This window comes from Flaviramulus multivorans, from assembly GCF_021728415.1.
Taxonomy (GTDB): domain Bacteria; phylum Bacteroidota; class Bacteroidia; order Flavobacteriales; family Flavobacteriaceae; genus Sabulilitoribacter; species Sabulilitoribacter multivorans.
This window is the reverse complement of record NZ_JAKKDV010000003.1, coordinates 115,238-139,470: the sequence shown is the minus strand read 5'-3', so window position 1 is coordinate 139,470 and position 24,233 is coordinate 115,238. Positions and strand designations below refer to the sequence as shown.

At 30.9% G+C, this 24,233-nt stretch carries 20 protein-coding genes; 9 read left to right on the top strand and 11 right to left on the bottom strand.

Annotated features, from left to right (window positions below; translation table 11 throughout):
- Positions 1 to 28: 28 nt before the first annotated feature.
- On the bottom strand, positions 29 to 1,309 hold the full coding sequence (locus L3X39_RS08970) for a nucleotide sugar dehydrogenase (RefSeq protein WP_237231448.1): 1,281 nt from the start codon (positions 1,307 to 1,309) through the stop codon (positions 29 to 31).
- Between the two features lie 18 nt (positions 1,310 to 1,327).
- Entirely contained in the window at positions 1,328 to 2,326 is a 999-nt protein-coding gene (locus L3X39_RS08965; RefSeq protein WP_237231447.1) for an SDR family oxidoreductase, read from the bottom strand.
- A gap of 649 nt (positions 2,327 to 2,975) precedes the next feature.
- Here L3X39_RS08965 and L3X39_RS08960 point away from each other — a divergent pair.
- Genes L3X39_RS08960 through L3X39_RS08945 form a run of 4 tightly spaced genes read left to right on the top strand, consistent with a single transcriptional unit; the run spans position 2,976 to position 9,253 of the window.
- Positions 2,976 to 4,112: a DegT/DnrJ/EryC1/StrS family aminotransferase gene (locus L3X39_RS08960; protein WP_237231446.1), complete on the top strand. Its 1,137-nt coding sequence runs from the start codon at positions 2,976 to 2,978 to the stop codon at positions 4,110 to 4,112.
- On the top strand, positions 4,102 to 6,042 hold the full coding sequence (locus L3X39_RS08955) for a polysaccharide biosynthesis protein (protein ID WP_237231445.1): 1,941 nt from the start codon (positions 4,102 to 4,104) through the stop codon (positions 6,040 to 6,042). The genes L3X39_RS08960 and L3X39_RS08955 overlap by 11 nt, the downstream gene beginning before the upstream one ends.
- A gap of 44 nt (positions 6,043 to 6,086) precedes the next feature.
- The gene (locus L3X39_RS08950) at positions 6,087 to 6,857 is read left to right on the top strand and encodes a polysaccharide biosynthesis/export family protein (RefSeq protein WP_237231444.1); all 771 of its coding nucleotides are present in this window, start codon (positions 6,087 to 6,089) and stop codon (positions 6,855 to 6,857) included.
- A 5-nt stretch (positions 6,858 to 6,862) separates the two neighbouring features.
- Positions 6,863 to 9,253, top strand: a complete 2,391-nt coding sequence (locus L3X39_RS08945; protein ID WP_237231443.1) for a GumC family protein — start codon at positions 6,863 to 6,865, stop codon at positions 9,251 to 9,253.
- Positions 9,254 to 9,280: 27 nt separating this feature from the next.
- Here L3X39_RS08945 and aroB read toward each other — a convergent pair whose 3' ends face one another.
- The gene (aroB, locus tag L3X39_RS08940; RefSeq protein WP_237231442.1) at positions 9,281 to 10,348 is read right to left on the bottom strand and encodes a 3-dehydroquinate synthase; all 1,068 of its coding nucleotides are present in this window, start codon (positions 10,346 to 10,348) and stop codon (positions 9,281 to 9,283) included.
- Between the two features lie 92 nt (positions 10,349 to 10,440).
- On the opposite strand from aroB, the gene L3X39_RS08935 reads away from it, so the two are divergent.
- Positions 10,441 to 11,616, top strand: coding sequence for a proline dehydrogenase family protein (locus L3X39_RS08935; protein ID WP_237231441.1), 1,176 nt, complete (start codon positions 10,441 to 10,443; stop codon positions 11,614 to 11,616).
- Here the strand turns inward: L3X39_RS08935 and L3X39_RS08930 are convergent.
- The 4 genes from L3X39_RS08930 to L3X39_RS08915 form a co-directional block, all read right to left on the bottom strand.
- A complete protein-coding gene (locus L3X39_RS08930) occupies positions 11,611 to 12,678 on the bottom strand; it encodes an SDR family NAD(P)-dependent oxidoreductase (RefSeq protein ID WP_237231440.1) in 1,068 nt (355 codons plus the stop codon). The genes L3X39_RS08935 and L3X39_RS08930 overlap by 6 nt on opposite strands.
- 108 nt (positions 12,679 to 12,786) lie before the next feature.
- Positions 12,787 to 13,380: a sugar transferase gene (locus L3X39_RS08925; RefSeq protein WP_237231439.1), complete on the bottom strand. Its 594-nt coding sequence runs from the start codon at positions 13,378 to 13,380 to the stop codon at positions 12,787 to 12,789.
- A 1-nt stretch (position 13,381) separates the two neighbouring features.
- On the bottom strand, positions 13,382 to 13,756 hold the full coding sequence (locus L3X39_RS08920; RefSeq protein ID WP_237231438.1) for a hypothetical protein: 375 nt from the start codon (positions 13,754 to 13,756) through the stop codon (positions 13,382 to 13,384).
- Positions 13,757 to 13,792: 36 nt separating this feature from the next.
- Positions 13,793 to 14,992 (bottom strand): alanine dehydrogenase, encoded by a 1,200-nt coding sequence (locus L3X39_RS08915; protein ID WP_237231437.1) that lies wholly within the window; start codon positions 14,990 to 14,992, stop codon positions 13,793 to 13,795.
- 130 nt (positions 14,993 to 15,122) lie between these two features.
- On the opposite strand from L3X39_RS08915, the gene L3X39_RS08910 reads away from it, so the two are divergent.
- Positions 15,123 to 17,546, top strand: a complete 2,424-nt coding sequence (locus tag L3X39_RS08910; protein WP_237231436.1) for an outer membrane beta-barrel family protein — start codon at positions 15,123 to 15,125, stop codon at positions 17,544 to 17,546.
- Here L3X39_RS08910 and L3X39_RS08905 read toward each other — a convergent pair.
- The 4 genes from L3X39_RS08905 to porX form a co-directional block, all read right to left on the bottom strand.
- The gene (locus L3X39_RS08905) at positions 17,543 to 18,019 is read right to left on the bottom strand and encodes a hypothetical protein (RefSeq protein ID WP_237231435.1); all 477 of its coding nucleotides are present in this window, start codon (positions 18,017 to 18,019) and stop codon (positions 17,543 to 17,545) included. The genes L3X39_RS08910 and L3X39_RS08905 overlap by 4 nt on opposite strands.
- A gap of 7 nt (positions 18,020 to 18,026) precedes the next feature.
- Positions 18,027 to 18,170: a hypothetical protein gene (locus L3X39_RS08900; RefSeq protein WP_237231434.1), complete on the bottom strand. Its 144-nt coding sequence runs from the start codon at positions 18,168 to 18,170 to the stop codon at positions 18,027 to 18,029.
- A 195-nt stretch (positions 18,171 to 18,365) separates the two neighbouring features.
- On the bottom strand, positions 18,366 to 18,770 hold the full coding sequence (tsaE, locus tag L3X39_RS08895) for a tRNA (adenosine(37)-N6)-threonylcarbamoyltransferase complex ATPase subunit type 1 TsaE (RefSeq protein ID WP_237231433.1): 405 nt from the start codon (positions 18,768 to 18,770) through the stop codon (positions 18,366 to 18,368).
- 92 nt (positions 18,771 to 18,862) lie between these two features.
- Positions 18,863 to 20,416, bottom strand: a complete 1,554-nt coding sequence (gene porX, locus L3X39_RS08890) for a T9SS response regulator signal transducer PorX (protein WP_237231432.1) — start codon at positions 20,414 to 20,416, stop codon at positions 18,863 to 18,865.
- A 39-nt stretch (positions 20,417 to 20,455) separates the two neighbouring features.
- Between porX and L3X39_RS08885 the strand changes: the two genes are divergently transcribed.
- The 3 genes from L3X39_RS08885 to L3X39_RS08875 are packed head-to-tail and all read left to right on the top strand — an operon-like array spanning position 20,456 to position 24,150.
- Entirely contained in the window at positions 20,456 to 21,676 is a 1,221-nt protein-coding gene (locus L3X39_RS08885) for an HD domain-containing protein (protein ID WP_237231431.1), read from the top strand.
- Positions 21,677 to 21,728: 52 nt separating this feature from the next.
- On the top strand, positions 21,729 to 22,757 hold the full coding sequence (gene lpxD / locus L3X39_RS08880; RefSeq protein ID WP_237231430.1) for a UDP-3-O-(3-hydroxymyristoyl)glucosamine N-acyltransferase: 1,029 nt from the start codon (positions 21,729 to 21,731) through the stop codon (positions 22,755 to 22,757).
- The gene (locus L3X39_RS08875) at positions 22,744 to 24,150 is read left to right on the top strand and encodes a bifunctional UDP-3-O-[3-hydroxymyristoyl] N-acetylglucosamine deacetylase/3-hydroxyacyl-ACP dehydratase (protein WP_237231429.1); all 1,407 of its coding nucleotides are present in this window, start codon (positions 22,744 to 22,746) and stop codon (positions 24,148 to 24,150) included. Before lpxD ends, L3X39_RS08875 begins: the two co-directional genes overlap by 14 nt.
- Positions 24,151 to 24,233 lie beyond the last annotated feature (83 nt).

The following is a 24,233-nucleotide window of genomic DNA, read 5'->3' as shown; positions in this document are numbered from 1 at the left end:
AGTTAATAAATTTTATGGTAAAAGTAATTTACAATCTACCATTAACACGCTCTTTTAAAATTCCTTTAACATCGTACAAAACCCCATTAGAATTTAATAAAGCATTTAAATTTTCTTGAAGAAATTCTTTATGAGCAACCGTTAAAACAATAGCATCAAATTTGTCGTTTGGTAGTTGTTTTACAGTATTAAGGTTATACTCATGTTTTACTTCATCTGGGTTGGCCCAAGGGTCATATATTGTTACATCAGTTCCATAACTTTTTAGTTGATTTATAACATCAACAGCTTTAGTATTTCTAACATCAGGACAATTTTCTTTAAATGTGATACCTAATGCTAAAACTTTGGCTCCTTTAATACGAATATCATTTTGCACCATAAGTTTAATAACCTCTGAAGCCACATATTGTCCCATACTGTCATTAACACGGCGACCAGCTAAAATAATTTCAGGATGATACCCTACTTCTTGAGCTTTCTGAGCTAAATAATATGGGTCAACGCCAATACAATGTCCACCAACTAACCCGGGTTTAAAGGGTAAGAAGTTCCATTTTGTACCCGCAGCTTCTAAAACGCTGTGTGTATCAATATTCATTAAATTGAAGATTTTTGCCAACTCGTTTACAAAAGCAATATTAATATCGCGTTGCGAGTTTTCAATTACTTTGGCAGCTTCAGCAACCTTTATAGTAGGAGCAAGGTGGGTTCCAGCTGAAATAACACTGGCGTATAATACATCAACTTTTTTCCCTATTTCTGGTGTTGAGCCTGCAGTAACCTTTAATATTTTATCAACGGTATGCAATTTATCTCCAGGATTAATACGTTCTGGTGAATAACCAGCATAAAAATCTTTATTGAATTTTAGCCCACTAACTTTTTCCAACACTGGTACACATTCATCTTCGGTAACACCAGGGTAAACCGTGGACTCATAAATAACAATATCACCTTTTTTAAGAACTTTACCTACGGTTTCACTCGATTTATAAAGTGGTGTTAAATCGGGTCTATTATTTTTATCGATAGGAGTAGGAACTGTAACAACAAAATAATTACAGTCTTTTATATCATCTAAATCTGAAGAACAAAATAATCCCACCTCACTATTAGATTGTTCTTTTAGAACAGCCTTAAGGATATCTTCTTCAACTTCAAGTGTTGAATCGTTTCCTTGCATGAGTTCATTAATTCTTTTTTGATTAATGTCAAATCCTACAACGCAATATTTTGTTCCGAAAAGTCTTGCTAATGGTAAGCCTACATAGCCTAATCCAATAACAGCAATTTTAATATCCTTCATTTTTTATTTGGTAATAGCTTATTTTAAGTGTTTCCAATACCACGTAACAGCTTCTTTTAAACCACTGCTAATATCGTACTTTGGGTTATAATTTAATAGTTGTTTTGCTTTATTTATAGAAGCTAAGGAGTGAGGAATGTCTCCAATTCTATTTTCTCTATGTTTAATTTCAACGTCTTTTATGGATGCGTCGAATTCTGATAAGTAAGTCTTTAACAATGTAGCTAATTCAATTAAAGTTGTTCTTTCTCCAAAGGCTACATTATATACAGTGTTTAATGCTTCTTTATTACTTGTAGTTAAAGCATTTATATTCATTTGAATCACATTATCTATATAAGTGAAATCTCGAGAATAGCTTCCATCACCGTTAATGATAGGCGATTCATGATTTATAAATTGATTTACAAATTTAGGAATTACTGCTGCATAAGCACCATTTGGGTCTTGTCGTTTTCCAAAAACATTAAAATATCTTAACCCAATGGTATCAAAATCATAGGTTGTATGAAAAATATCGGCATATAATTCATTTACATATTTTGTTATTGCATAGGGAGAAAGCGGCTTTCCAATGGTTTCTTCAACTTTAGGAAGTGCTTCGTGGTCGCCATAAGTTGAAGAGCTAGCGGCATAAACAAATCGTTTTACACCAGCATCTCGAGCGGCAACAAGCATATTTAAAAAGCCTGAGATATTAACCTCGTTTGTTGTAATGGGGTCGTTTATTGATCGGGGAACCGAACCAAGCGCAGCTTGATGCAAAACATAGTCTGCATGAGCACATGCTTTTTGACAATCTTTTAAGTGCCGTATATCACCTTCAACCAGTTTAAAATTAGAATTACTTAAAAATGGTTCTATATTTTCGCGCTTTCCAGTAGAGAAATTGTCAAGACAAACTACTGATATATTGTTATTTAGTAAAACTTCACATAAATTTGAACCAATAAATCCGGCGCCTCCTGTTACTAAAACTTGATTTCCTTCTAATATGTCTAACTGGTCTTTAGTCATTTAAATTTGGGGTTGATTTAACTAATGACAAATATTAGAAAAATATATTTAAAAGGTTAACTAATTATATCAAGGCTTCATTTTTCCCGATGAAATTCAAGTTAATGTCAAAATCATCGATTAAGTAAGGGTTTATTTACCAAATAATAAAATATACGCATTGATTGATTTTACTTGAGTTTTTCCTCAATGTAAATTTGCTTATCTGTTTTATTTAGTAAATAACAACTCGTTTAAAAAAAATCGATAATCGGCATAGTTTTTCTTTTATGCAAAAACAGAAATGTATTTAGCCGATTATTATCAGGGTTTTAGCGAATTAAGTTAGGAGTACAGTGGATACATTAAAACAATTACTAAATTTACACCGTTAACACAAAAATTGAATTGATTAATAGCAAATTAATTTAATTAGTAAAAAAAGGATATTTAAAAAAGACACTTAAACTCTCAATTCTATTACAAACAGTTATAGATTATTTTTTTTAAAGTCATTTTGAACGATTAAATTAAGCTAATAATGTAAAAATTAATTTTGTTTAACTACATGAGGGATTCATCTAAATCATTTTATAATTGTTACAATAACATTGTTTATGTTGTGGGTGATTACTTATGTTCAAAATTCAAGTATAAATCTAAGTTTTAAATGTTGACTAAAACAAAAATATATTTATCATCTCCACATATGGGCGGTTCGGAACGAAAGTTCGTTGCTGATGCCTTTGATACAAATTGGGTAGCTCCATTAGGACCTAATGTGGATGGATTTGAAAATGATTTAAAGAATTATTTAGGAAACGAAAAATACGTTGCTGCATTAAGTTCTGGCACGGCAGCTATTCATTTAGCCTTAGAACTTTTAAATGTTTCAAAAGGAGATGAAGTTTTATGCCAGAGTTTTACTTTTTCTGCATCGGCTAATCCTATCTTATATCTTGGTGCGACACCTATATTTATTGATAGTGAGGCAGATACTTGGAATATGTGCCCTGAACTATTAGAAATAGCTATAAAAGACCGTTTAGAAAAGAATAATAAACCAAAGGCAATTATAGCAGTTCATTTGTATGGAATGCCTTATAAAGCTAATGAAATCAATGCGATTGCTAAAAAATATGACATACCAGTAGTTGAAGACAGTGCTGAAGCATTAGGTAGCACCTATTTTGATAAATTGTGTGGAACGCTTTCTGATATTGGAATTCTATCATTCAACGGTAATAAGATTATCACAACCTCAGGTGGCGGTGCCTTAATCACGAGTAGTAGAGCGTTAAAAGACAAAGCAGTATTTCTTTCTACCCAGGCACGGGACAATGCGCCACATTACGAACATTCATCCGTTGGTTACAACTATAGAATGAGTAATGTTTTAGCTGGTATTGGTAGAGGACAGATGGAAGTATTAGACGAAAGAGTATGTGCTAGAAGAAAAAATTATAATTTTTATAAGACAAATTTATCAAAATATAAAAATATTGAGTTTTTAGAAGAACCTCAAGGTTTCTTTTCAAACAGATGGATTACATGTATAAAAACAGACTCGTATGCTTTACGAGAAAAATTAAGGCTTGCTTTACTTCAAGATGATATAGAGTCTAGACCCTTATGGAAACCAATGCATATGCAACCCGTTTTTAATGGTTATTTACATTTTACAAACGGTATATCAGAAGATCTTTTTGAAAAAGGACTTTGTTTACCTAGTGGCTCTAATTTAAGTGAAGGTGACCTAAATAGAGTACTTAATATAATTACAAAAACCCTCATCTATGATAAATAATTACTTTACGTATCTCTCACAAAAGTATGCATCAAAATGGCTTGTTTATGCTATTGATTTGGCTATAGTTTTAACAACCTTTGTTGCTGTTTACTTTATACGTTTTAACTTTACTTTGAATTTTGATTTAAACCAGCTATTTATTCAACTACCTTTTATACTAGTTGTTAGTGGTTTAAGTTTTTTAGTGGTTGGGTCATTCAAAAGTGTAATAAGACATACTGGGTTTACTGATGTGGTAAATCTTTTTAAGTCAATTTCATTAATGACTGCGTTAACAATAGCATTTATTTTAGTTAATAAAGCAACCAACTTAATTAGTGGTTTTACAATACCTAGATCAATTCTTGTAATGCATGCGTTATTAAGTTTTGTGGCGCTTAGTGCAAGTAGGCTTTTATTTAAAATGCTTTTTAATCACTTGAAGTGCAAACTAATGAGGACTAAAAGAGTTTTGATTTATGGCACTGGCGATACTGGAATTGCTACTTACAATGCATTAATTAATAACACTAAACTAAAGTTTCAAGTTGTTGGTTTTATTGATGATAATTCTAATAAAAAGGGGAAATCTATTAACGGTATTCCCGTTTTACAAAAAGGTAAATTAACAAATACTTACATCAATTCAGAAAATATAGATGAAATTATTGTGGTTTCAGATAATATTAAAAATGATAACTTAGTAAGTTTAGTAGATTTAGATGCGAAGGTAACTAAAGTACCACCTATTGAGCAATGGATGAATGGTGAGTTAAACGTTCAACAAATAAAACAAGTACAAATTGAAGATTTATTAGGGCGTCCCCCAATTGAAATTGATAACCCTAACCTTCAAAATGAATTTAGAGGTGAAACTATTTTAATTACTGGCGCCGCTGGGTCAATAGGTAGTGAATTAGTGAATCAATTGTCAAATTTTGATGTCAAGGAATTGATTTTAGTTGATCAAGCTGAATCAGCTTTGTATGATGTACAGCAAGATTTAAAACGTTCTGGGAAATATAACTTTATTGCCATTGTTGCTGATATTAGAGATGGATTAAGAATAGATTCAATTTTTCAAAATCATAAACCAACTATGGTATTTCATGCAGCAGCCTATAAGCATGTGCCATTAATGGAAAAATCACCATATGAAGCTATTAAAATTAATGTAAATGGCACAAAACTTTTAGCTGATACGTCATCACGTTATAATGTTAAGAAGTTTGTGTTTATTTCTACAGATAAAGCGGTAAACCCAACAAGTGTAATGGGAGCCACTAAAAGAATGGCTGAAATGTATATTACTTGTCTTCAAAAAGAAAGTAAAACTAAATTTATAACAACTCGGTTTGGTAACGTTTTAGGTTCTAATGGCTCTGTTATACCTTTATTTAAAAAGCAAATTGAAAATGGTGTACCATTAACATTAACCCATAAGGATATAACTCGATACTTTATGACAATTCCTGAAGCTTCTCAATTAGTATTAGAAGCTGGAACCATGGGTAAAGGTGGAGAGATATTTATATTTGATATGGGAGAATCTGTTAAGATATTTGACTTAGCTAAGAATATGATTAAACTTTCTGGATTAAGATATCCCGAAGATATAGACATTAAGATTACTGGGTTGCGTCCTGGAGAGAAACTATATGAGGAACTTTTGGCTAATGGTGAGAATACTTTATCGACATATCACAAAAAGATATTAATAAATAAGACTAGAGAACTGGATTATAATAAAGTAAAATCTGAAATAGAAGAATTATGTATTACAAATCGTTTCCAAAACAATAATATTGTTATGAAAATGAAACAGTTAATTCCTGAGTACAGATCAAATAATTCAGATTATGAACGATTTGATAAACGCGTTCAAATTTATAAAAAGGTTAAAGGGGTTTCTGAAGATATATCTGATAAAACTTATAGTAACCTTTAAAAAAATTAATTTAATTTCATTATTTTCCCCAAATATTTTAAGAAATGACTTTTTCACTTTCAAGAGGTAAACTATTACTTGGCTTAATTGTAATTATCTTTTTTAATTCATGTAAATCAAAAAAGGATATTGTTTATTTTCAAAATGCTAAAAATTTTGAAACAATGGTTGATACAGATACTTTTACTGCAAAGCTAAAAGTAGGCGATATTATTAACATTTATGTATCAACACTTGATCAGACTGTTACTCAACCTTATAATATAGTTAGATCCGTTGGGTCACAAGGCACTTTAATTGATTATTTAATAGATGTAGACGGAAATATTGACTATCCTGTTTTAGGGAAAATCAAATTGCTGGGATTGACTGTTGAAGAGGCTAAACAGCTTTTTAAGAAAAAATTTGAAGAAGGAAAATTACTTAAAGATCCAGTAATTATTTTTAGAGTACAAAATTTTCGGGTGACGGTTGATGGTGAAGTGAGTAGTCCTGGTGTTTACCCTGTTTCTGGTGAGAGAATTTCTATTTTAGAGGCCTTAGGTATGGCTGGTGGATTAACCATAAAAGGGCGAAGAGATAACGTCATGGTAGTTAGAGACTTTAATGGTACAAAAACCTTTTCTAGAATTGATTTAACTACTAAGGAAGTTTTTAATTCACCGGTTTATTATTTAACTCAAAATGACTATGTTTATGTTGAACCTAATAATTCCGCCATTAGTGGAGCCACTGGTGATGCGAGAGTAGGCACATTAATATCAATTACTTCATTTCTTATCACTACAACATTGTTATTGATTACTAGAAGATAAACTATATGGCATTAATTGAAAATAACGATTTATCGAATACTTCATCAGGGAATTTTAATTTTGACCTGAAAAAAACTTTAAGCACCTATTTAAAACAATGGAAGTGGTTTGCTTTAAGTTGTCTTATCTGTATTGGGTTAACCTATCTGGATTTACGATATACAACACCTCAATACCTTGCTGTAGCTAAGATAATGCTGTTAGATGATAAAGATAACTCTTCAATGGGCGCTTTAAAAGATTTATCATTGTTTTCTGAAAAGGAAGACGCCATGGTTGAAGATGAAATTGAAGTAGTAAAATCTCGAAGCTTTCTAAGAAATATTATAAAGCGATTAAACTTAAACACAAAATATTATGTGAAAGGTAGAGTGGGCGAATCGGAGTTGTATAAGAATTCGCCTATTGTAGTGAATTTTATTGAATCAGATTCAATTATAAATAAAACGAGCTTTCAATTTTATGTTGAGGTTTTATCATCCACTGATTTCAATTACAGAGTAAATGAAGAGGATAATTCTAAACAATATGTTTTTGGAGAAACAATACCAACTTCATTTGGCGGGATAATAATATCCCCAAAAAGTAATAATTTAGAAAGTTTTATTGGTAGTGATATAAGGGTAAAAATCACACCACTTGAGTATTTAGCCGAATCACTAAAAAACAAAATTGATATTGACCCTATAGGTAAATCATCTAAAGTAGTTGAGGTTAGTATGGTTGACCCTGTAATAGAAAAAGCCAAAGATATAGTTAACACCTTAATTGACGAGTATAATAAATCGACTATTGAAGAGAAGAATGAAATCTCTAAGAGTACAGCAGATTTTATAAACGAACGTGTTGAGTTAATTGCTGAAGATTTAGTTAATGTTGATGATAGTATAGTAAGATTTAAAACTGGGAACAAAATTACAGATGTAGCTTCAGAAGCTGGACAATTTTTGAGCTCGAGTGTAGAAAATGAGCAACGACTTGACCAGGCAAAAACCCAAATAAGTCAATTAAACTACATGAAAGAAACTCTTGGAGATGATGCTTCTATGTATCAGCCTATTCCTTCAAATCTAGGTTTAGGCGACCCTACAATTACGGCACTCTCCATGAGATATAATGAAGTATTAGAAACCAGAAGAACATTGTTAAAAAGTGCAGGTGAACAAAATCCTGTAGTTATTCAATTAGATCAAACTTTAAATGGTATTCGTCAAAATCTTGGACAGAGTATCGACAATTCGAGTAAATCACTTCGATTGCAAATAAGTAGTTTACAGAGCCAATCCCAAAGAATTAATTCAAAAATTTCTGCAAATCCAAGGCAGCAAAGTCGTTTACGCTCTATTGAAAGATCTCAGGGCATTAAAGAATCTTTATACTTGTATTTATTAGAAAAAAGAGAAGAAGCAACTATATCATTAACAGCTACTTCACCAAGTGCTAAAGTGATTGATGAGGCATACAATAGTGCTGGTGGCCCCGTATCTCCAAATAAACAAATTGCCTATATTTCCGCCTTGTTTTTTGGATTAGCAATTCCTTTTGGGTTCTTTTATATTAAAAACTTACTAGACACAAAAATCCATAATAAAGAAGACATTGATAGAGAGTTAAAAAACATTACAGTTCTTGGAGAATTACCTAAAGTAAAAAGTAGTGGTAAATCGTTAGTTGAACGTAACGACCGATCTATTTTATCAGAGTCTTTCAGAATGATTCGTACTAATTTTGAATTTGTTAAGAATGGTAAAGAATCAAAAGAGTATAATAATGTGGTTTTTGTGACTTCAACAATTAATGGTGAAGGGAAATCATTCTTTAGCTTAAATATGGCGTTAACACTTGCAAATGCTAATAAGCGAGTATTACTAATTGGAGCAGACGTTAGAAATCCACAAATTTATCCAGCTCTCAAGAAAAATTATAGCAATGCTAGGTCTAATATTGGATTAACAGAGTTCTTAGTTGATAAGTCAATATTAGTTGGTGAAGCTATTAATACATATAAAATTAACGACATTAATATCGATATTTTATTATCTGGAAAAGTTCCGCCAAATCCTGCAGAATTATTAATGAATGATAGGCTAAAAGATTTGTTTGATCATGTTTCAGATCAATATGACTATGTAATTGTTGATACTGCGCCAGCAATGTTAGTTACTGACACCTTATTGATTAGTAAATATGCTGGACATACCATTTATTTAACCAGAGCAGGTTATACCGAAAAGCAAATATTAAACTTTGCCAAAGACTTACATCAAAACAATAAGCTTAATGGAATGATGTTAGTGGTAAACGATGTTAGAGAATCTAACTTTGGCTATGGAGCTCAGTATGGTTATTATGGTGCACCAGTAAAGAAAGGTTTTTTTAGAAGAAAAAGGGTTTAGCTTCTAATCAAATAAAATAACTGAGTATTAATTCGCGTAAAACTCAAACGCATCTATTATAATTTTGTCATCAACAATGCAATCTATTTTAGGTTTTCCAATTGCTTCTAATAGCACAAAGTTAATATTTCCGTGATTGTTCTTTTTATCGTATTTAAGTAATTCAATTATTGTAGAATGCTCACTTTTTTCAATAATTACTTTGCCATAGTAACCTATAAGTAAATTTTTAATATCATCTCTAGTATCTTTTGGGAATCCCGTTAATTCAGTTGATATGTAAGTGGCTAAAATCATTCCTATTACAATAGCTTCTCCATGTAATAAAGTCGTTTTTTCATCATTACTTAAAAAATAGGATTCTATTGCATGTCCAAGTGTATGACCAAAATTTAAAGTTTTTCTTAAACCATTTTCAAAAGGATCTTCTTCTACTACATGTTTTTTTATCATAACAGATTGATGTATTAAATCATCTAAATCGTTTAATGACAAATCTGACATATTTTTAAACTTATTCCAATAGTTTTCGTCACTAATTAATCCATGTTTAAGCATTTCTGCCAATCCAGAACGCATTTGGTTTTTGGGCAAAGTATCCAAAAATTGTGTGTCAATTAGCACCAAATTAGGGTTGCTTATAACGCCTATTTGATTTTTTAAATGCCCTAAATCTACACCTGTTTTACCACCTACCGATGCATCAACCATTGATAATAGCGTAGTGGGAACATTGATGTAAGCAATACCACGCTTAAATGTACAGGCTACAAAACCTCCTAGGTCGGTAATAACACCACCACCAATATTGATCATTAAACTCTTTCTATCCGCATCTAATTCCGAAAGTGCATTCCAAACGCCAACACAGGTTTCTATAGTTTTATTTACTTCGCCAGATTCTATTTCAATTATTTCAATAATCACATTAGTTTCTAACCTCTCTAAAAAACGGGGCAAACAATATTGATGCGTATTTTCATCCACTAAAATGAATATTTTAGAAAAATTATTTTCTTTAAGATGTTGATTTATAGATACGTAGCACTTGTCATTGAAATGAATAATACTATCGTTCGCTGTAATAGAATCCATAAAATAGATAATGTTTTTTAAGGCTGTTAAATTAAGGAGTTTTTGTATAAAATTATAACTTAGCTATAATTATCTTTGCTCAAATTTTATAAATGAATACAGATTTAATTTTTGATAACACCGAAATTGCCTTTTCCTTAAAGAGTGATTCTGAGTTAGAACGTGCTTATTTTTTATTTAAAATGATTTCTATAGAACCACTTGTTAAAATTGGTACAGCTGCAACCAATTTTGCAATTAAGGCTCATTTACCTATTGAAGGGCTTATTAGGTCAACTGTCTTTGATCACTTTTGTGGTGGTGTAAATGAAGAGGATTGCCTACCTGTCATTGAAAAAATGTATACAAAAGGAGTAAGCTCTGTTTTGGATTATTCTGTTGAAGGTAAGGCAGTTGAAAAAGAATTCGATTCTGCAAAGGATGTGATTATTAAAATCATTGAATTTGCAAGAGATAATGATGCAATGCCCATCGCCGTTTTTAAGCCAACAGGTTTTGGACGTATGTATTTATATAAAAAAATAGGAAAAGGAGAAACCTTAACAAAAGACGAAGAAGATGAATGGAATAGAGTAATGAATAGGTTCGATGAAGTTTGTAAAAAAGCAAAAGCTTGTGACATTGCTGTATTAATTGATGCAGAAGAAAGTTGGATGCAAGGTGCCGCTGACCAATTAGTTACCGATATGATGAAAAAGTATAATACAGAAAAGGCTATTGTATTTAACACTTTACAAATGTATAGGCATGATAGATTAGTTTTTTTAGAAAAAGAACATCAAAAGGCTAAGAAAGATAATTACTTTTTAGGTTATAAATTAGTTCGTGGTGCATATATGGAGAAAGAAAACGATAGAGCAGAAGCCAAAGGGTATTTATCTCCAATTTGCGAAAGTAAATTTGCTACCGATCAGAATTTCAATAAAGGGCTGCGTTATATTATGAACAATTTAGACTGTATTTCATTATTTGCCGGAACTCATAATGAAGATAGTTCGTATTTGTTAATGCAATTAATGCAGGACAAAGGTTTGCAAAATAACGATCCTAGAATTTGGTTTGGACAATTATACGGTATGAGCGACCATATTAGCTTCAACCTTGCTCATAAGGGCTATAATGTGGCAAAATATGTGCCTTTTGGACCTGTAAAAGATGTGATGCCTTATTTAATTAGAAGAGCAGAGGAAAATACATCGGTTGCAGGACAAACAGGACGAGAGTTAGCCTTATTATCAAAGGAAAAAATGCGTAGAAAGCATTTATAAATAGCTTTTAAGCAATAATTTTATTTCATTATTACTCAAATAGGGATTGATACTAAAGAGTTTATCAAAGTCTAAGCTTTTTATTTGTGAGTGTTCTTTTTTGTTAACCAAAAGAATATCATCGTCATTAGTAGGTGCTAAATTTTCTTCATGTTCTATCATTTCCTCATGGAGTTTTTCTCCTGGTCGTAATCCGGTAATTTTCATTTTAATGGCATTCCCATTAATTTCATATAATTGAAGTAATCTCTCAACTAAATCAACTATTTTAATGGGCTCGCCCATATTAAAAGCATATGTAGAGCTTTCTTTATTTAAAGTCGCGATTTTTAGTATTAAATAACAAGCTTTGTATTTGCTTATAAAGTATCTTGAAGCTAATTTGTCTGTTATAGTTATAGGACTTTCAATCTCTATTTGTTTTTTTAATAGTGGCAATACAGATCCATTGGAGCCCAATATATTTCCAAAGCGAGTTATCAAAAAGATAGTTTTACTACTTAAAGAAAGCTTATTTAAATATCTTTCAGCAATATACTTAGTTATACCCATAACACTTATGGGTTTAACTGCCTTATCGGTTGAAATAAACACAAACTTTTTCACATCAAATTCTATCGACAAATCAGCTAATAATTTTGTTCCAAGAATATTAAGTTTCACTGCTTCATAAGGGTTGTCTTCCATTAAAGGCACATGCTTGTATGCCGCTGTATGAAATATAACAGTAGGTTTATAAGTTTCGAAAAGCTTTCTTAATGATATGTCATCTGTGATATTAAAAATTATAAATTCTACAGAATTAGTATCTACAAACTCTAACTCTTTCATTAAATCATATAGCGGAGATTCCGCAATATCAACAAGTATAAGTTTGTTGAATTTAGTACTTATTAATTGTTTTGAAAGTTCACTACCAATTGAACCCGCAGCTCCAGTAATTAAAATGGTTTCATTAGAGAAATCAAAATTATTAGAAAGTTTTTTTGGTTTTCTTTTGTTTGGAAATAAACCAGAATCAAGTAATAGTTGATCTATATGATTTGAGGTTGATTTATTCATTGAGGCTTAACTTCGCTAAAACGTAAATTTTTTGGACGAATTACATTTGCAAAGTAGCAATAAATAACTTTTATACCAAATTGTTTAATTTAAAGTAAGGTTGAAAAGCTATTTGGTGATTACCTTTATTATAGTAATGAAAATTAGTTTCAAATCAAAAAAGAAATTGCGACGTTTAATATATTCCTTATTATACTTTAACTTATCAGGTATAATAGTATGTATAAAGAAATCCTCAGGGTCTTTAGCAGCTTTTAAAAGTTCTACTTCATTTCGGTATTTTAACGATGCAAGTCCCGTAATACCTGGCCTTACTACAAAAATTTTCATATCATCTTCGTTATAAAAATTAACATAGTATCTTAATTCTGGTCTTGGCCCTACAAAACTCATATCACCCTTTAAAATATTAATCAGTTGAGGAAACTCATCAATTTTATATCGTCTTAAAAAGTACCCAATTTTGGTAATTCTGGAATCGTTATTACCAAGCGTAAGCAACCCTTTAGTTTCAGATTGAATCCGCATAGTTCTAAACTTATAAATGTTGAAATCTTTGTTATTCTTACCAACTCTTCCTTGAATAAATAAAATAGGCCCTTTGGAGTCTAGTTTAATAAGAATAGAAATAATTATAAGGATAGGAGCAAGGACTATTAAACCAATCAGAGAGAAAACAACATCGAAACTACGTTTAATCATATTATTTTTCTACTATAATATTTAATACAGTTGATTTATTTTCACAATTTTCAACTGTAATCGTTACATCATTGTCATTATCTAACCCCTCTATTACGTAAATACCACATGGTTTTTGTCTTGTTTTACTCTTTGAAAAATTGATATCACCTTTTTTAAGAATATATGCTATTATTGTAGTATCTATAGCGTTACTTTCTATAAGAGATTCAACATCTTCGCTATACACAATAGTTTTCGAGTTAATATTTTTCAAAACTCTAGCTTCTGGTCCATAGCTACACGACGTCTTTTTTCCACTTAAAAAAAAGGCAAGAATTACTAATCCGATGGAAAAGCCACCAAGATAATATCCAATACGTTGAATGAGTTTCATTTTATAGGTTTAGAACACGATTTGAAGCTAGTTCAATTAAAAAATTAGCAAATTAACGTCGCTATATTTTAAATCAAACCATTCGGCAACAGATTTACTCGTTAAAATTCCGTGGTAAAAATACAATCCATTTTTTAAACCTCTATCAAATCTTAAAGAATTTTCTATTCCGCCATCCTCGGCTATCTTTAATAAATAAGGGGTAAAAATATTACTTATTGAAACCGACGAAGTTCTAGGATATCTTGCGGGAATATTAGGAACACAATAATGCAATACATTATGCTTAATGTAAGTTGGTTGTTTATGTGTGGTTACTTCGCTAGTTTCAAAACAACCTCCCATATCAATACTTACATCAATAATTATAGCGCCTTTTTTCATTGATTCTACCATAGTTTCTGATACAACAATGGGAGATCTATTCAAACCTCTAACAGCACCAATAACAACATCGCACCGCTTTAGAGCTTTATTTAAATTTTTGGGTTGAATAGTAGATGTAAAAAGAGTACGACCCAAATGTACTTGTATGCGTCTTAGTTTAGTAATAGAATTATCAAAGACTTTTACGTTTGCACCCAACCCAATGGCACTTCTAGCAGCAAATTCACCAACGGTGCCAGCACCTAAAATAACGACCTCTAAAGGAGGAACACCGCTAATGTTTCCAAACATTAGTCCGTTTCCGTTTTTGGTGTCAGAAAGCAATTCTGATGCAATTAAAACAGAGGCTGTACCAGCAATTTCACTTAAAGATTTAACTGCAGGATAAGTTCCGTCGGTATCTCTAATAAACTCAAAAGCAAGTGCTGTAATGCGTTTAGAAGCTAAGGCTTCAAAATACTTTTTTGTTTGTGTTTTAATTTGAAGTGCAGAAATAAGTATCGTTTGTGGGTTTATAAGTTTAATTTGCTCTAAACTTGGCGGTTCAACTTTAAGAATCATGGGGCAAGCAAAAACTTTGGCCGTATCTTTAGATATTTCAGCTCCGGCTTCACTATAATCTTTATCGCTAAAATTTGCTCCATCACCTGCTCCAGACTCTAATAAAACCCTATGCCCATTATTTACAAGTGCATAAACAGCATCAGGAGTAAGGCAAACGCGCTTTTCTTGAAACGCCGTTTCTTTTGGAATACCTATAAACAATTCGCCTTTTTTCTTAAAAATTTCCAAGGTTTCTTCTTGTGGTAAAAGTTGCTGCTTAGTAAAAGGTGAAAGCGGTTTTGTCATGGTTAGTGCAATTAATAAAAATCAAATTACAAATAAATTTTCTAATCATAATAGAAAGTAAAAAAATAATTATTTTAGCTATCCATTGCGAGCAATTTATTTATTATTAGTTTGCAGTTTAAATCAATTTATGATAAAAAAAATAACACCTCTTTTTTTACTCTTATTTTCTTTTCTAAGCTTTTCGCAAGAATACAACATTGTTGGAGATTTAAAAGACGAAACCAATTTACCAATCGAATTTGCCAATGTTGTACTACTAAATAAGGAGGACTCATCTCCTCTAATTGGAACTACAACAGATGATTTAGGAGCATTTATTTTGAATAACGTTAAGGCAGGGAAGTATACATTAAAAATTAGTTTTTTAGGATTTAATGAATATACTATTGACGTAGAACTTTCTAATGACATTAACTTAGGAACTATAGTCCTTAAAGAAGCATTGGAAGAACTAGAAGGTGTATCAATAGTCGCTAAAAGACCAACTGTAAAAAGGCTGGTTGATAGGGTGGTTTTTAATGTGGAGAATTCTACACTATCAAATAATAATGTATTAGATGTATTAAAACACACACCAGGTGTTTTGGTTTATGATGGAGCTATTACTATAAAACAATCTACTCCAACAGTTTATATAAACGATAGAAGGGTTCATTTATCTTCAAGTGAAGTGGCACAACTTTTGGAAAGCACACCAGCTAGCAATATTAAGTCTGTTGAAGTAATTACAAATCCTCCTGCAAAATATGAAGCTGAAGGAGGAGCTGTACTTAATATTATTACAACAAAGAGCATAGCTACTGGCTACAACGGTAGTATATTTGGTAATTATAGACAAGGCTTTGAGTTTCCAAAATATTCATTTGGCACTAGTCATTTTTTCAAAACAAAGAAATTAAATACCTATTTAAATTATAGTATTAGCCCAAGAAAAGATTACCGAAATAATGATGAGTTTATAAATTTTATGGACAATAATCAAATTTCAACAAGTTGGGAAACAGATTATAAAAGAGTTAGACAGTCCGAAAACCAAAATATAAATGCTAACATAGACTATGAAATAGATAAGAATAATAGTTTCGGGTTTTCCACCAATATGTTAATATCTCCAAGGGAAGGCACTAGAACTAATATAAATTCAATAACGGAAGTTTTTAACTCCAACCAAGTTCTAGACTCAACCTTTACAACTACAAACAAAGCCGTAGATGAAACATTTAACTTAGCGTTTACTTTAGATTATATTCATAAATTTAATAGACCTGGTGAAAAACTTTCTACAAGTTTGCATCATACGTATTATGATTTTTCAAACTTTCAAAATGTAGATACCGATTACCGTTTTCCAGATGAATCTTTAATTAGAAGTAACAGATTTCAAACCTTTACAAGTCAAGATATAAGGCTATATACGGGTCAAATGGATTATGAATTACCAGTAAATAAGTCTTCACAATTTGAAGCTGGTGTAAAAGTATCTAATATTAATTCTAAAAGTATTTTAAATCAATTCACTTTTAATAATGGAGTAAAAGAGGAAGATTTACAAAACTCGGATACTTTTTTCTATGATGAAATGAATTACGCCGTTTACACAAGTTTTTCTAAAGATTGGGATGCATGGAGTTTAAAATTAGGATTAAGAACTGAATATACAGACATAAAAGGTAATTCAATATCAACGAATCAAGTCAATGATAATAATTACTTAAAAGTTTTTCCTTCATTTTATTTATTGAGTAGAATTAACGAAAACAATGAGGTTTATTTTAATTATAATAAACGTATTCATCGCCCAAGATACAGTCAATTAAATCCGTTTAGATACTTTTTGAACGACAATACTTTTATAACAGGTGACCCAAACTTGAAACCACAATTAGATGATGTGTTTACTTTAGGTTATACACTTAATAACACGTATACCTTTGAATTGTATTACAGATACGAAAAAAATCCAGCATTAGAAATAGGCTTTCAAGATAATGACGAAAATATTATTAAATATATCAATACCAACATTAACAGAAGTATTTCTTATGGTTTTGATTTTACAACATACACATCATTAACCAATAATTGGAGTATTTATGCATTATCATCTATCTTTTATTACGATAATCAGTTTTTTGCTCTGCAAAGTAATAATGAAATTGAAAATATTGATAAATGGTCTGTATATGCACAAATGGTTAATTATTTTTCTTTCCTTAAAGACAAAAGCTTAACTGCCGATGTGTCATTTCTATATATATCACCTTTGGCTGAAGGCGTTTCAATAGCCAGTGATAGGTTTGGATTTGATGTTAATTTGAGGAAAACATTTTGGAAGAATAGAGCGTCCTTAAGTATGGGAGTAATAGATATTTTTAATACCCAAAACTTTAATAGAACAACTAAATATCTAAACCAAGATATTTTGGTAAACTACAGATTTGAAAACAGACTATTTACCATCGGTTTCAACTACAAATTCGGTAATTTCAGATTAGATTCCAATAAAAAGGATATAGACCTGATAGAAAGAGATAGATTAGGTAACAATTAAAAATATTGCTTTATTTTACCCCAAAAAGTTTTTGGTGATAACTTAAATTCATCTTCCAATTCTTCAAGCGACTTATTTACCTCATTTATTTTATTAAAAATTCTAGCTCTGATTAAATATATTGAAGGAATTATTACAGCCATTATTGGTATTAAATATATTAACTGATTAGAATCAACAAATGAGAAATCTTCATTAAGGGTAGTGAATATCTGGTAAACATACATAGAAATAGGTATCAGTAGAACATGATACCACCAATGCCTACAGGTAAAAAACCAGATAAATAGTAGGAACAAAGGAATTATTTTGCCTGTAAGTGTCCATGCTAAAACAAACACACTTTCGTAATATTGACTATTAAAAGTACCAAAAAAGGTGTTCCAAACTTTAACATCTGGAACACCTTCATATAAGTAAAATAAATAAGGAGTCGATGCTATAAAAGTAGCAACAATACTCCCTATAATCAAGCTTTTCTTATCCGTGTGTTGGAACCTTGATTCTGTCCTTTTCGATTTTAGCTGTTTGCTCTCCATCTAAGTTATATTGGTTTGCAGCTGAAGCCAAAAACAACATACCTCCGAAAATCGCAATTGCAATTACATACTTTTTTGTTTTCATTTTGTAAGGGATTTAATTAATTAATTACCCAAACTTAAACTAAAGAGTATCTTGAAGTTTTTGTTGAAATGTTAAAATTATGTTAAAACCAAACTTTTTTAAAATTTCTGCTGTGGGTTTCCCGTAAAACTTCAATATTCGAAGATTTTAAAGTTATTTTTTGCTTATAAACTGGTTAATTTAGGGTTAATATTTCTAATTTAATTTGACAATTCTTTGATTCTTTTTTCCTAATTTTAAATTGATTTCATCAAAATTTTCGTTAAGAATAGGCTTAATTATTTCCGGCCATTCAATCAACTTCCAACTATCTGAATCTAAATAATCTTCAATTCCAAAATTATATGTTTCTTCAATATCTTTAATTCGATATAAATCAAAATGATAAATTTTTTCAGCGCCCAATTCGTATTCATTGACTATTGAAAATGTTGGACTACTTACTTCATCATTACTTCCTAAAACCTTTACTAGTGTTTTTATTAAGGTTGTTTTTCCAACTCCCATATTACCATTAAACAAAAGTGTTTTAGTTTTTACATTTTTGATAAGCCGAATCGCAACGTCATCAACTTGATTCAAATCATAAGAAATTTCCAATACTATTAAAATTTATATGCAATATTAATGAATAAATTTTATAAAACCTAACAAAAAGTGTATTTCGTCGGTATTTTTTAACACTTTATGGATTATTTTGGATTAAATACCACAAACGGAATAATCATTTCCTCAAGTGAAACACCACCATGTTGATAGGTGTTTCTATAATAGCTTACATAGTGATTATAATTATTTGGGTATGCAAAAAACAAATCACTTTTTGCAAAAATGTATGAACTACTCATGTTAATTGAAGGTAAATGTAACTCTTTGGGATCTTTGCTAGCTAAGACATCTTTGTCTTCATACGTTAAGCTTCTGCCTGTTTTATAGCGCAGATTTAAACTAGTGTCTCTATCACCAATAACTTTTGATGGGTTTTTAACATTAATTGTTCCATGATCAGTTGTTAAAATTAACTTGAATCCCATTTGTTGAGCCTGCTGTATCATTTCTAAAAGTGGCGAATTTTTAAACCAACTTAGTGTTAACGACCTGTAAGCTTTATCATTTGAGGCTAACTCCTTTACAACTTCCATTTCTGTTTTTGAATGAGATAGCATATCTACAAAGTTGTAAACAATCACGGTTAAATCATTGTTTTTAAGAGCTTTAAAATTATCTGCTAACTTTTTTCCTGTTTTTAAATTAGTGATTTTATGATATTCATATTTTAAATGATTTAAACTTAAGCGTTTCATTTGAGTGCTTAAAAAATCAGCTTCGTGCAAATTTTTACCTCCATCATCTGTGTCATTTTTCCAATATTGGGGAAACAATTTTTCCATATCGCTAGGCATTAATCCAGAAAAAATAGCATTTCTAGCATATTGTGTTGCAGTAGGTAGAATACTGAAAAAGGCATCTTCCTTTTGCTTTTTATAATAGTTGTTTATTATGGGCTCAAAAACTTTCCATTGGTCGTATCGCAAATTATCTATTACAACTAACACGGTTGGCTGCTCTTTACTAATTTCTGGTACCACTTTTTCTTTAAATACTGTATGCGACATAATAGGAGCATCCGTATTGGGCAAAAACCAGTCTGCGTAATTTTTCTCTATAAATTTTCCGAATTGAATATTAGCTTCATTTTTTTGCGATTCTAAAATTTCAAACATGCTAGCATCTTCAATATCTTCTAATTGAATTTCCCAATAAATAAGTTTTTGATATAGATTTACCCATTCTTCATAACTATTAACCATAGATAAGTCCATAGCAATTTTTCTAAACTCTTGCTGGTAATTTGAAGTGGTTTTTTCTGAAACTAATCGAGAATGGTCTAAGTTTTTCTTTAAACTTAAAAGAATTTGGTTAGGGTTTACAGGTTTAATCAGGTAATCAGCAATTTTGTTGCCAATGGCTTCTTCCATAATATATTCTTCTTCACTCTTAGTAATCATTACCACTGGCAAATTATCTTTCTTCTCCTTAATTTCATTTAATGTTTCAAGTCCTGTAAGTCCTGGCATATTCTCGTCTAAAAATACAATGTCAAAGTTTTCATCATCCAAAGCATCGATTGCTTCGGTACCACTTTTACAGGTTGTGACCTTATAATTTTTGTTTTCAAGAAATAAAATATGCGGTTTTAATAAATCAATTTCATCATCAACCCAAAGTATTTTTATTTTAGACATATAGTTATATTTGTAAATATTATTGTAAAAAATTAAAGTTTGAACAAACTTAAAATATTAAACGACCCAATTTACGGATTTATTACTATTCCAAATTCGCTAATTTTCGATTTAATTCAGCATAAATACTTCCAACGCCTTCGAAGAATTTCTCAAATGGGAATGTCTTATTTAGTATATCCTGGGGCGCATCACACCAGATTTCATCATGCAATTGGTTGCGTGTATTTGATGCAGCAAGCGGTTAATGTACTTCGTTTTAAAGGAGTTACGATAACCAAAGAAGAAGAAACTGGTTTATATGTTGCTATTTTATTACATGATATTGGTCATGGCCCATTCTCGCATGCCATGGAACATAGCATTGTAAATAATGTATCTCACGAGGATATTTCGTTGCTTTTTATGGAGCGATTAAATGAAGAATTTAACGGAAGTTTAACGCTTGCGATAGATATATTTAAAGGAAAATACCCAAGAATATTTATGTGTCAGCTAATTTCTGGACAATTAGATATGGATAGAGCCGATTACCTAAAGCGTGATAGTTTTTATACAGGTGTAGCTGAAGGCAATATTAATAGTGAGCGTTTGATAACAATGCTTAATGTAGTGGATGATAATTTGGTCATAGAAGAAAAAGGCATCTATAGCGTTGAGAAATTTATAATTGCAAGGCGCTTAATGTATTGGCAAGTATATTTACATAAAACAAGTTTAGTTGCTGAACAACTACTAATTAGGGTTTTGCAACGTGCGAAAGAGTTATTTGATAAAGGAGAAGAACTAAAAGCAAGTGATGCATTGCTATTCTTTTTGAAAAATAAAATAACTATAGATAATTTTAATAGTGAAACTTTAGATGTATTTTCTAAATTAGATGATTACGATATTATATCCGCGATGAAAGACTGGCAATATCATAAGGATTTTGTATTAAGTAATTTGAGCGAAATGATAATCAATCGAAACCTGTTAAAAATTAAAGTGAAAAACAAAGCTATCAGCGAGAGTAGTTTAACCAAACATGCTGAAAGTTTAATGACTCGGTTTTCTATTTCAAAAGAAGAAGCAAACTATTTTGTTTTTACTGGGAGCATTTCAAACCAAGCTTATCAACTAAATACGAAGCGAATAAACATATTGCATAAGAGTGGAAAAATTCAAGATATTACAAAGGCATCCGATCATTTAAACCTTAAAGCTTTATCAAAACCTGTAACTAAATATTATATATGCTATCCTAAGCAAAAACTTTAGTACATTTTTCCTATTTTTGCCAAAATATATTATTAACAATTATCCTTAAAGTGTGAAATTTACAGCACAACAGATAGCAGAAATTTTAGAAGGTGATGTTGTGGGTAATTTAGATACAGAGGTTTCTAAATTATCTAAAATTGAAGAAGGTGTAACTGGGTCACTAACATTTCTTGCAAACCCAAAGTATACACCTCATATTTATACAACAAAAGCTTCTATAACTATTGTTAATAAAACATTCATTCCTGAAAACAGCCTAGATACCACTTTAATTAAAGTTGATGATGCCTATGCAGCGTTCTCGAAATTGCTAGAATATTATAACCTGGTAAAACTTAACAAAACAGGAATTGAACAACCCTCATTCATATCAGATAGTGCTAAACTTGGAGAAGATGTTTACATCGGAGCCTTTTCTTATATTGGAGAAAATGTTAAAATTGGTGACAACGTAAAGATATTCCCAAATGTATATTTGGGCGATAATGTTTCTATTGATGATAATACAGTTGTATTTGCTGGTAGTAAAATATACTCTGAATGTATTATTGGTAAGTATTGTGTAATTAATTCGGGTGCTATAATAGGTGCAGATGGCTTTGGTTTTACACCAAATGAAAATGGGGAATATAGTAAAGTACCTCAAACAGGAAATGTTATCCTTGAAGATTTTGTTGATATAGGCGCTGCCACAACTATAGATAGAGCAACTCTAGGTTCTACCATCATAAGGAGAGGAGTGAAATTAGATAACCAAATTCAAATTGCACATAATGTTGAAATCGGTAGAAATACAGTAATAGCAGCTCAAACTGGTATTGCAGGTTCAACCAAAATAGGAGAAAATTGCCAAATAGGAGGGCAGGTTGGTATTGTTGGGCATATTATAATTGGTAATAATGTTAAAATTCAAGCGCAATCTGGTATTGGAAGAAATGTAAAAGATGATGAAGTACTGCAAGGTTCTCCAGCATTGTCGTATGGTGATTATAATAAATCTTACGTACACTTTAAAAATTTGCCTAAAATTGTAAAAGATATTAACGATATAGAAAAAAAGATAAATGGGAATAGTTAATACCGAAATAAAGCAAAAAACTATTAAATCTGAAGTTTCATTAACAGGTGTAGGGTTACATACTGGAAAAGATGTTACTTTAGTTTTTAAGCCAGCTCCTGCAAATTCTGGTTTATCATTTAAACGTGTTGATCTAGAAGGAGAACCACTTATTGAAGCAGATGCAAATTACGTTACAAATACACAACGAGGCACTTGTTTAGAAAAAAATGGTGTGATTATTCAAACTTCAGAGCATGTACTTGCAGCTTTGGTAGGTATGGATATAGACAATGCAATAATAGAACTGAATGCCTCTGAACCACCTATAATGGATGGGTCTTCTAAGTTTTTTGTTGAAGCATTAGAAAAGGCTGGCATTGTTGAACAAGATGCTCTTAGAGAAGAATTTGTGGTAACAGATATTGTTTCTTATGTAGATGAAGAATCTGGAAGTGAAATATTAGTAATGCCATCAAACGAGTATCAAATAACAACGATGGTTGATTTTGGTACTAAAGTTCTGGGAACTCAAAATGCCACTTTAAATCACATTTCAGATTTTAAAAATGACATTTCAAACGCAAGAACATTCAGTTTCTTGCATGAAATTGAAATGCTTTTGGAACACGGATTAATAAAAGGAGGCGATTTAAATAATGCTATCGTTTATGTAGATAAAGCCTTATCGCCAAAAACTATGGAAAAGTTAAAGGTTGCCTTTAAAAAAGATTCCATAGCCGTAAAACCAAACGGCATTTTAGATAATTTAACTTTGCATCATCCAAACGAAGCTGCTAGACATAAATTATTAGATGTTTTAGGAGATTTAGCTCTTGTAGGTACACGTATTCGTGGTAAAATTATCGCTAACAAGCCCGGGCATTTTGTGAATACCCAGTTTGCAAAAAAGCTATCAAAGCTTATAAAAAACGAAAGACGTAATAACGTCCCTAATATAGATCTGAATCAACAACCTTTAATGGATATTACACAAATTATGGCGATGCTTCCTCATAGACAACCATTTTTGTTAATAGATAAGGTATTTGAACTTACAGATAGTGATGTTATAGCAACAAAGAATGTGACCATGAATGAAGAATTCTTCAAAGGTCATTTTCCTGGTGCTCCTGTTATGCCAGGAGTTTTAATTGTGGAAGCTATGGCACAAACTGGTGGAATTTTGGTATTAAATACAGTACCTGATCCTGAAAATTACTTAACATTTTTCATGAAAATGGACAATGTAAAATTCAAACAAAAAGTGATGCCAGGAGATACTTTAATATTTAAATGCTCGTTAATTACTCCTATTAGAAGAGGCATCTGCCACATGCAAGGTTATGCCTATGCAAATGGGAAACTATGTGCCGAAGCAGAACTAATGGCACAGATTTCAAAAGTTAAATAAATATATCCCTAGCAATAGGTTCATTATGTATTAAAAACAAAACCTTAAATTGCGAACACATTTTTACAGATTGATAAAATAAT

What these genes read in the sequence shown, in the direction of transcription:
- L3X39_RS08965 (WP_237231447.1), bottom strand. Translation starts at nt 2,326, where the DNA reads ATGACTAAAGACCAGTTAGACATATTAGAAGGAAATCAAGTTTTAGTA.
- L3X39_RS08920 (WP_237231438.1), bottom strand. Translation starts at nt 13,756, where the DNA reads ATGAAACTCATTCAACGTATTGGATATTATCTTGGTGGCTTTTCCATC.
- L3X39_RS08970 (WP_237231448.1), bottom strand. Translation starts at nt 1,309, where the DNA reads ATGAAGGATATTAAAATTGCTGTTATTGGATTAGGCTATGTAGGCTTA.
- L3X39_RS08930 (WP_237231440.1), bottom strand. Translation starts at nt 12,678, where the DNA reads ATGAATAAATCAACCTCAAATCATATAGATCAACTATTACTTGATTCT.
- L3X39_RS08925 (WP_237231439.1), bottom strand. Translation starts at nt 13,380, where the DNA reads ATGATTAAACGTAGTTTCGATGTTGTTTTCTCTCTGATTGGTTTAATA.
- L3X39_RS08945 (WP_237231443.1), top strand. Translation starts at nt 6,863, where the DNA reads ATGGCATTAATTGAAAATAACGATTTATCGAATACTTCATCAGGGAAT.
- L3X39_RS08875 (WP_237231429.1), top strand. Translation starts at nt 22,744, where the DNA reads ATGGGAATAGTTAATACCGAAATAAAGCAAAAAACTATTAAATCTGAA.
- L3X39_RS08900 (WP_237231434.1), bottom strand. Translation starts at nt 18,170, where the DNA reads ATGAAAACAAAAAAGTATGTAATTGCAATTGCGATTTTCGGAGGTATG.
- porX (WP_237231432.1), bottom strand. Translation starts at nt 20,416, where the DNA reads ATGTCTAAAATAAAAATACTTTGGGTTGATGATGAAATTGATTTATTA.
- L3X39_RS08935 (WP_237231441.1), top strand. Translation starts at nt 10,441, where the DNA reads ATGAATACAGATTTAATTTTTGATAACACCGAAATTGCCTTTTCCTTA.
- L3X39_RS08915 (WP_237231437.1), bottom strand. Translation starts at nt 14,992, where the DNA reads ATGACAAAACCGCTTTCACCTTTTACTAAGCAGCAACTTTTACCACAA.
- L3X39_RS08910 (WP_237231436.1), top strand. Translation starts at nt 15,123, where the DNA reads ATGATAAAAAAAATAACACCTCTTTTTTTACTCTTATTTTCTTTTCTA.
- L3X39_RS08960 (WP_237231446.1), top strand. Translation starts at nt 2,976, where the DNA reads ATGTTGACTAAAACAAAAATATATTTATCATCTCCACATATGGGCGGT.
- L3X39_RS08955 (WP_237231445.1), top strand. Translation starts at nt 4,102, where the DNA reads ATGATAAATAATTACTTTACGTATCTCTCACAAAAGTATGCATCAAAA.
- L3X39_RS08950 (WP_237231444.1), top strand. Translation starts at nt 6,087, where the DNA reads ATGACTTTTTCACTTTCAAGAGGTAAACTATTACTTGGCTTAATTGTA.
- aroB (WP_237231442.1), bottom strand. Translation starts at nt 10,348, where the DNA reads ATGGATTCTATTACAGCGAACGATAGTATTATTCATTTCAATGACAAG.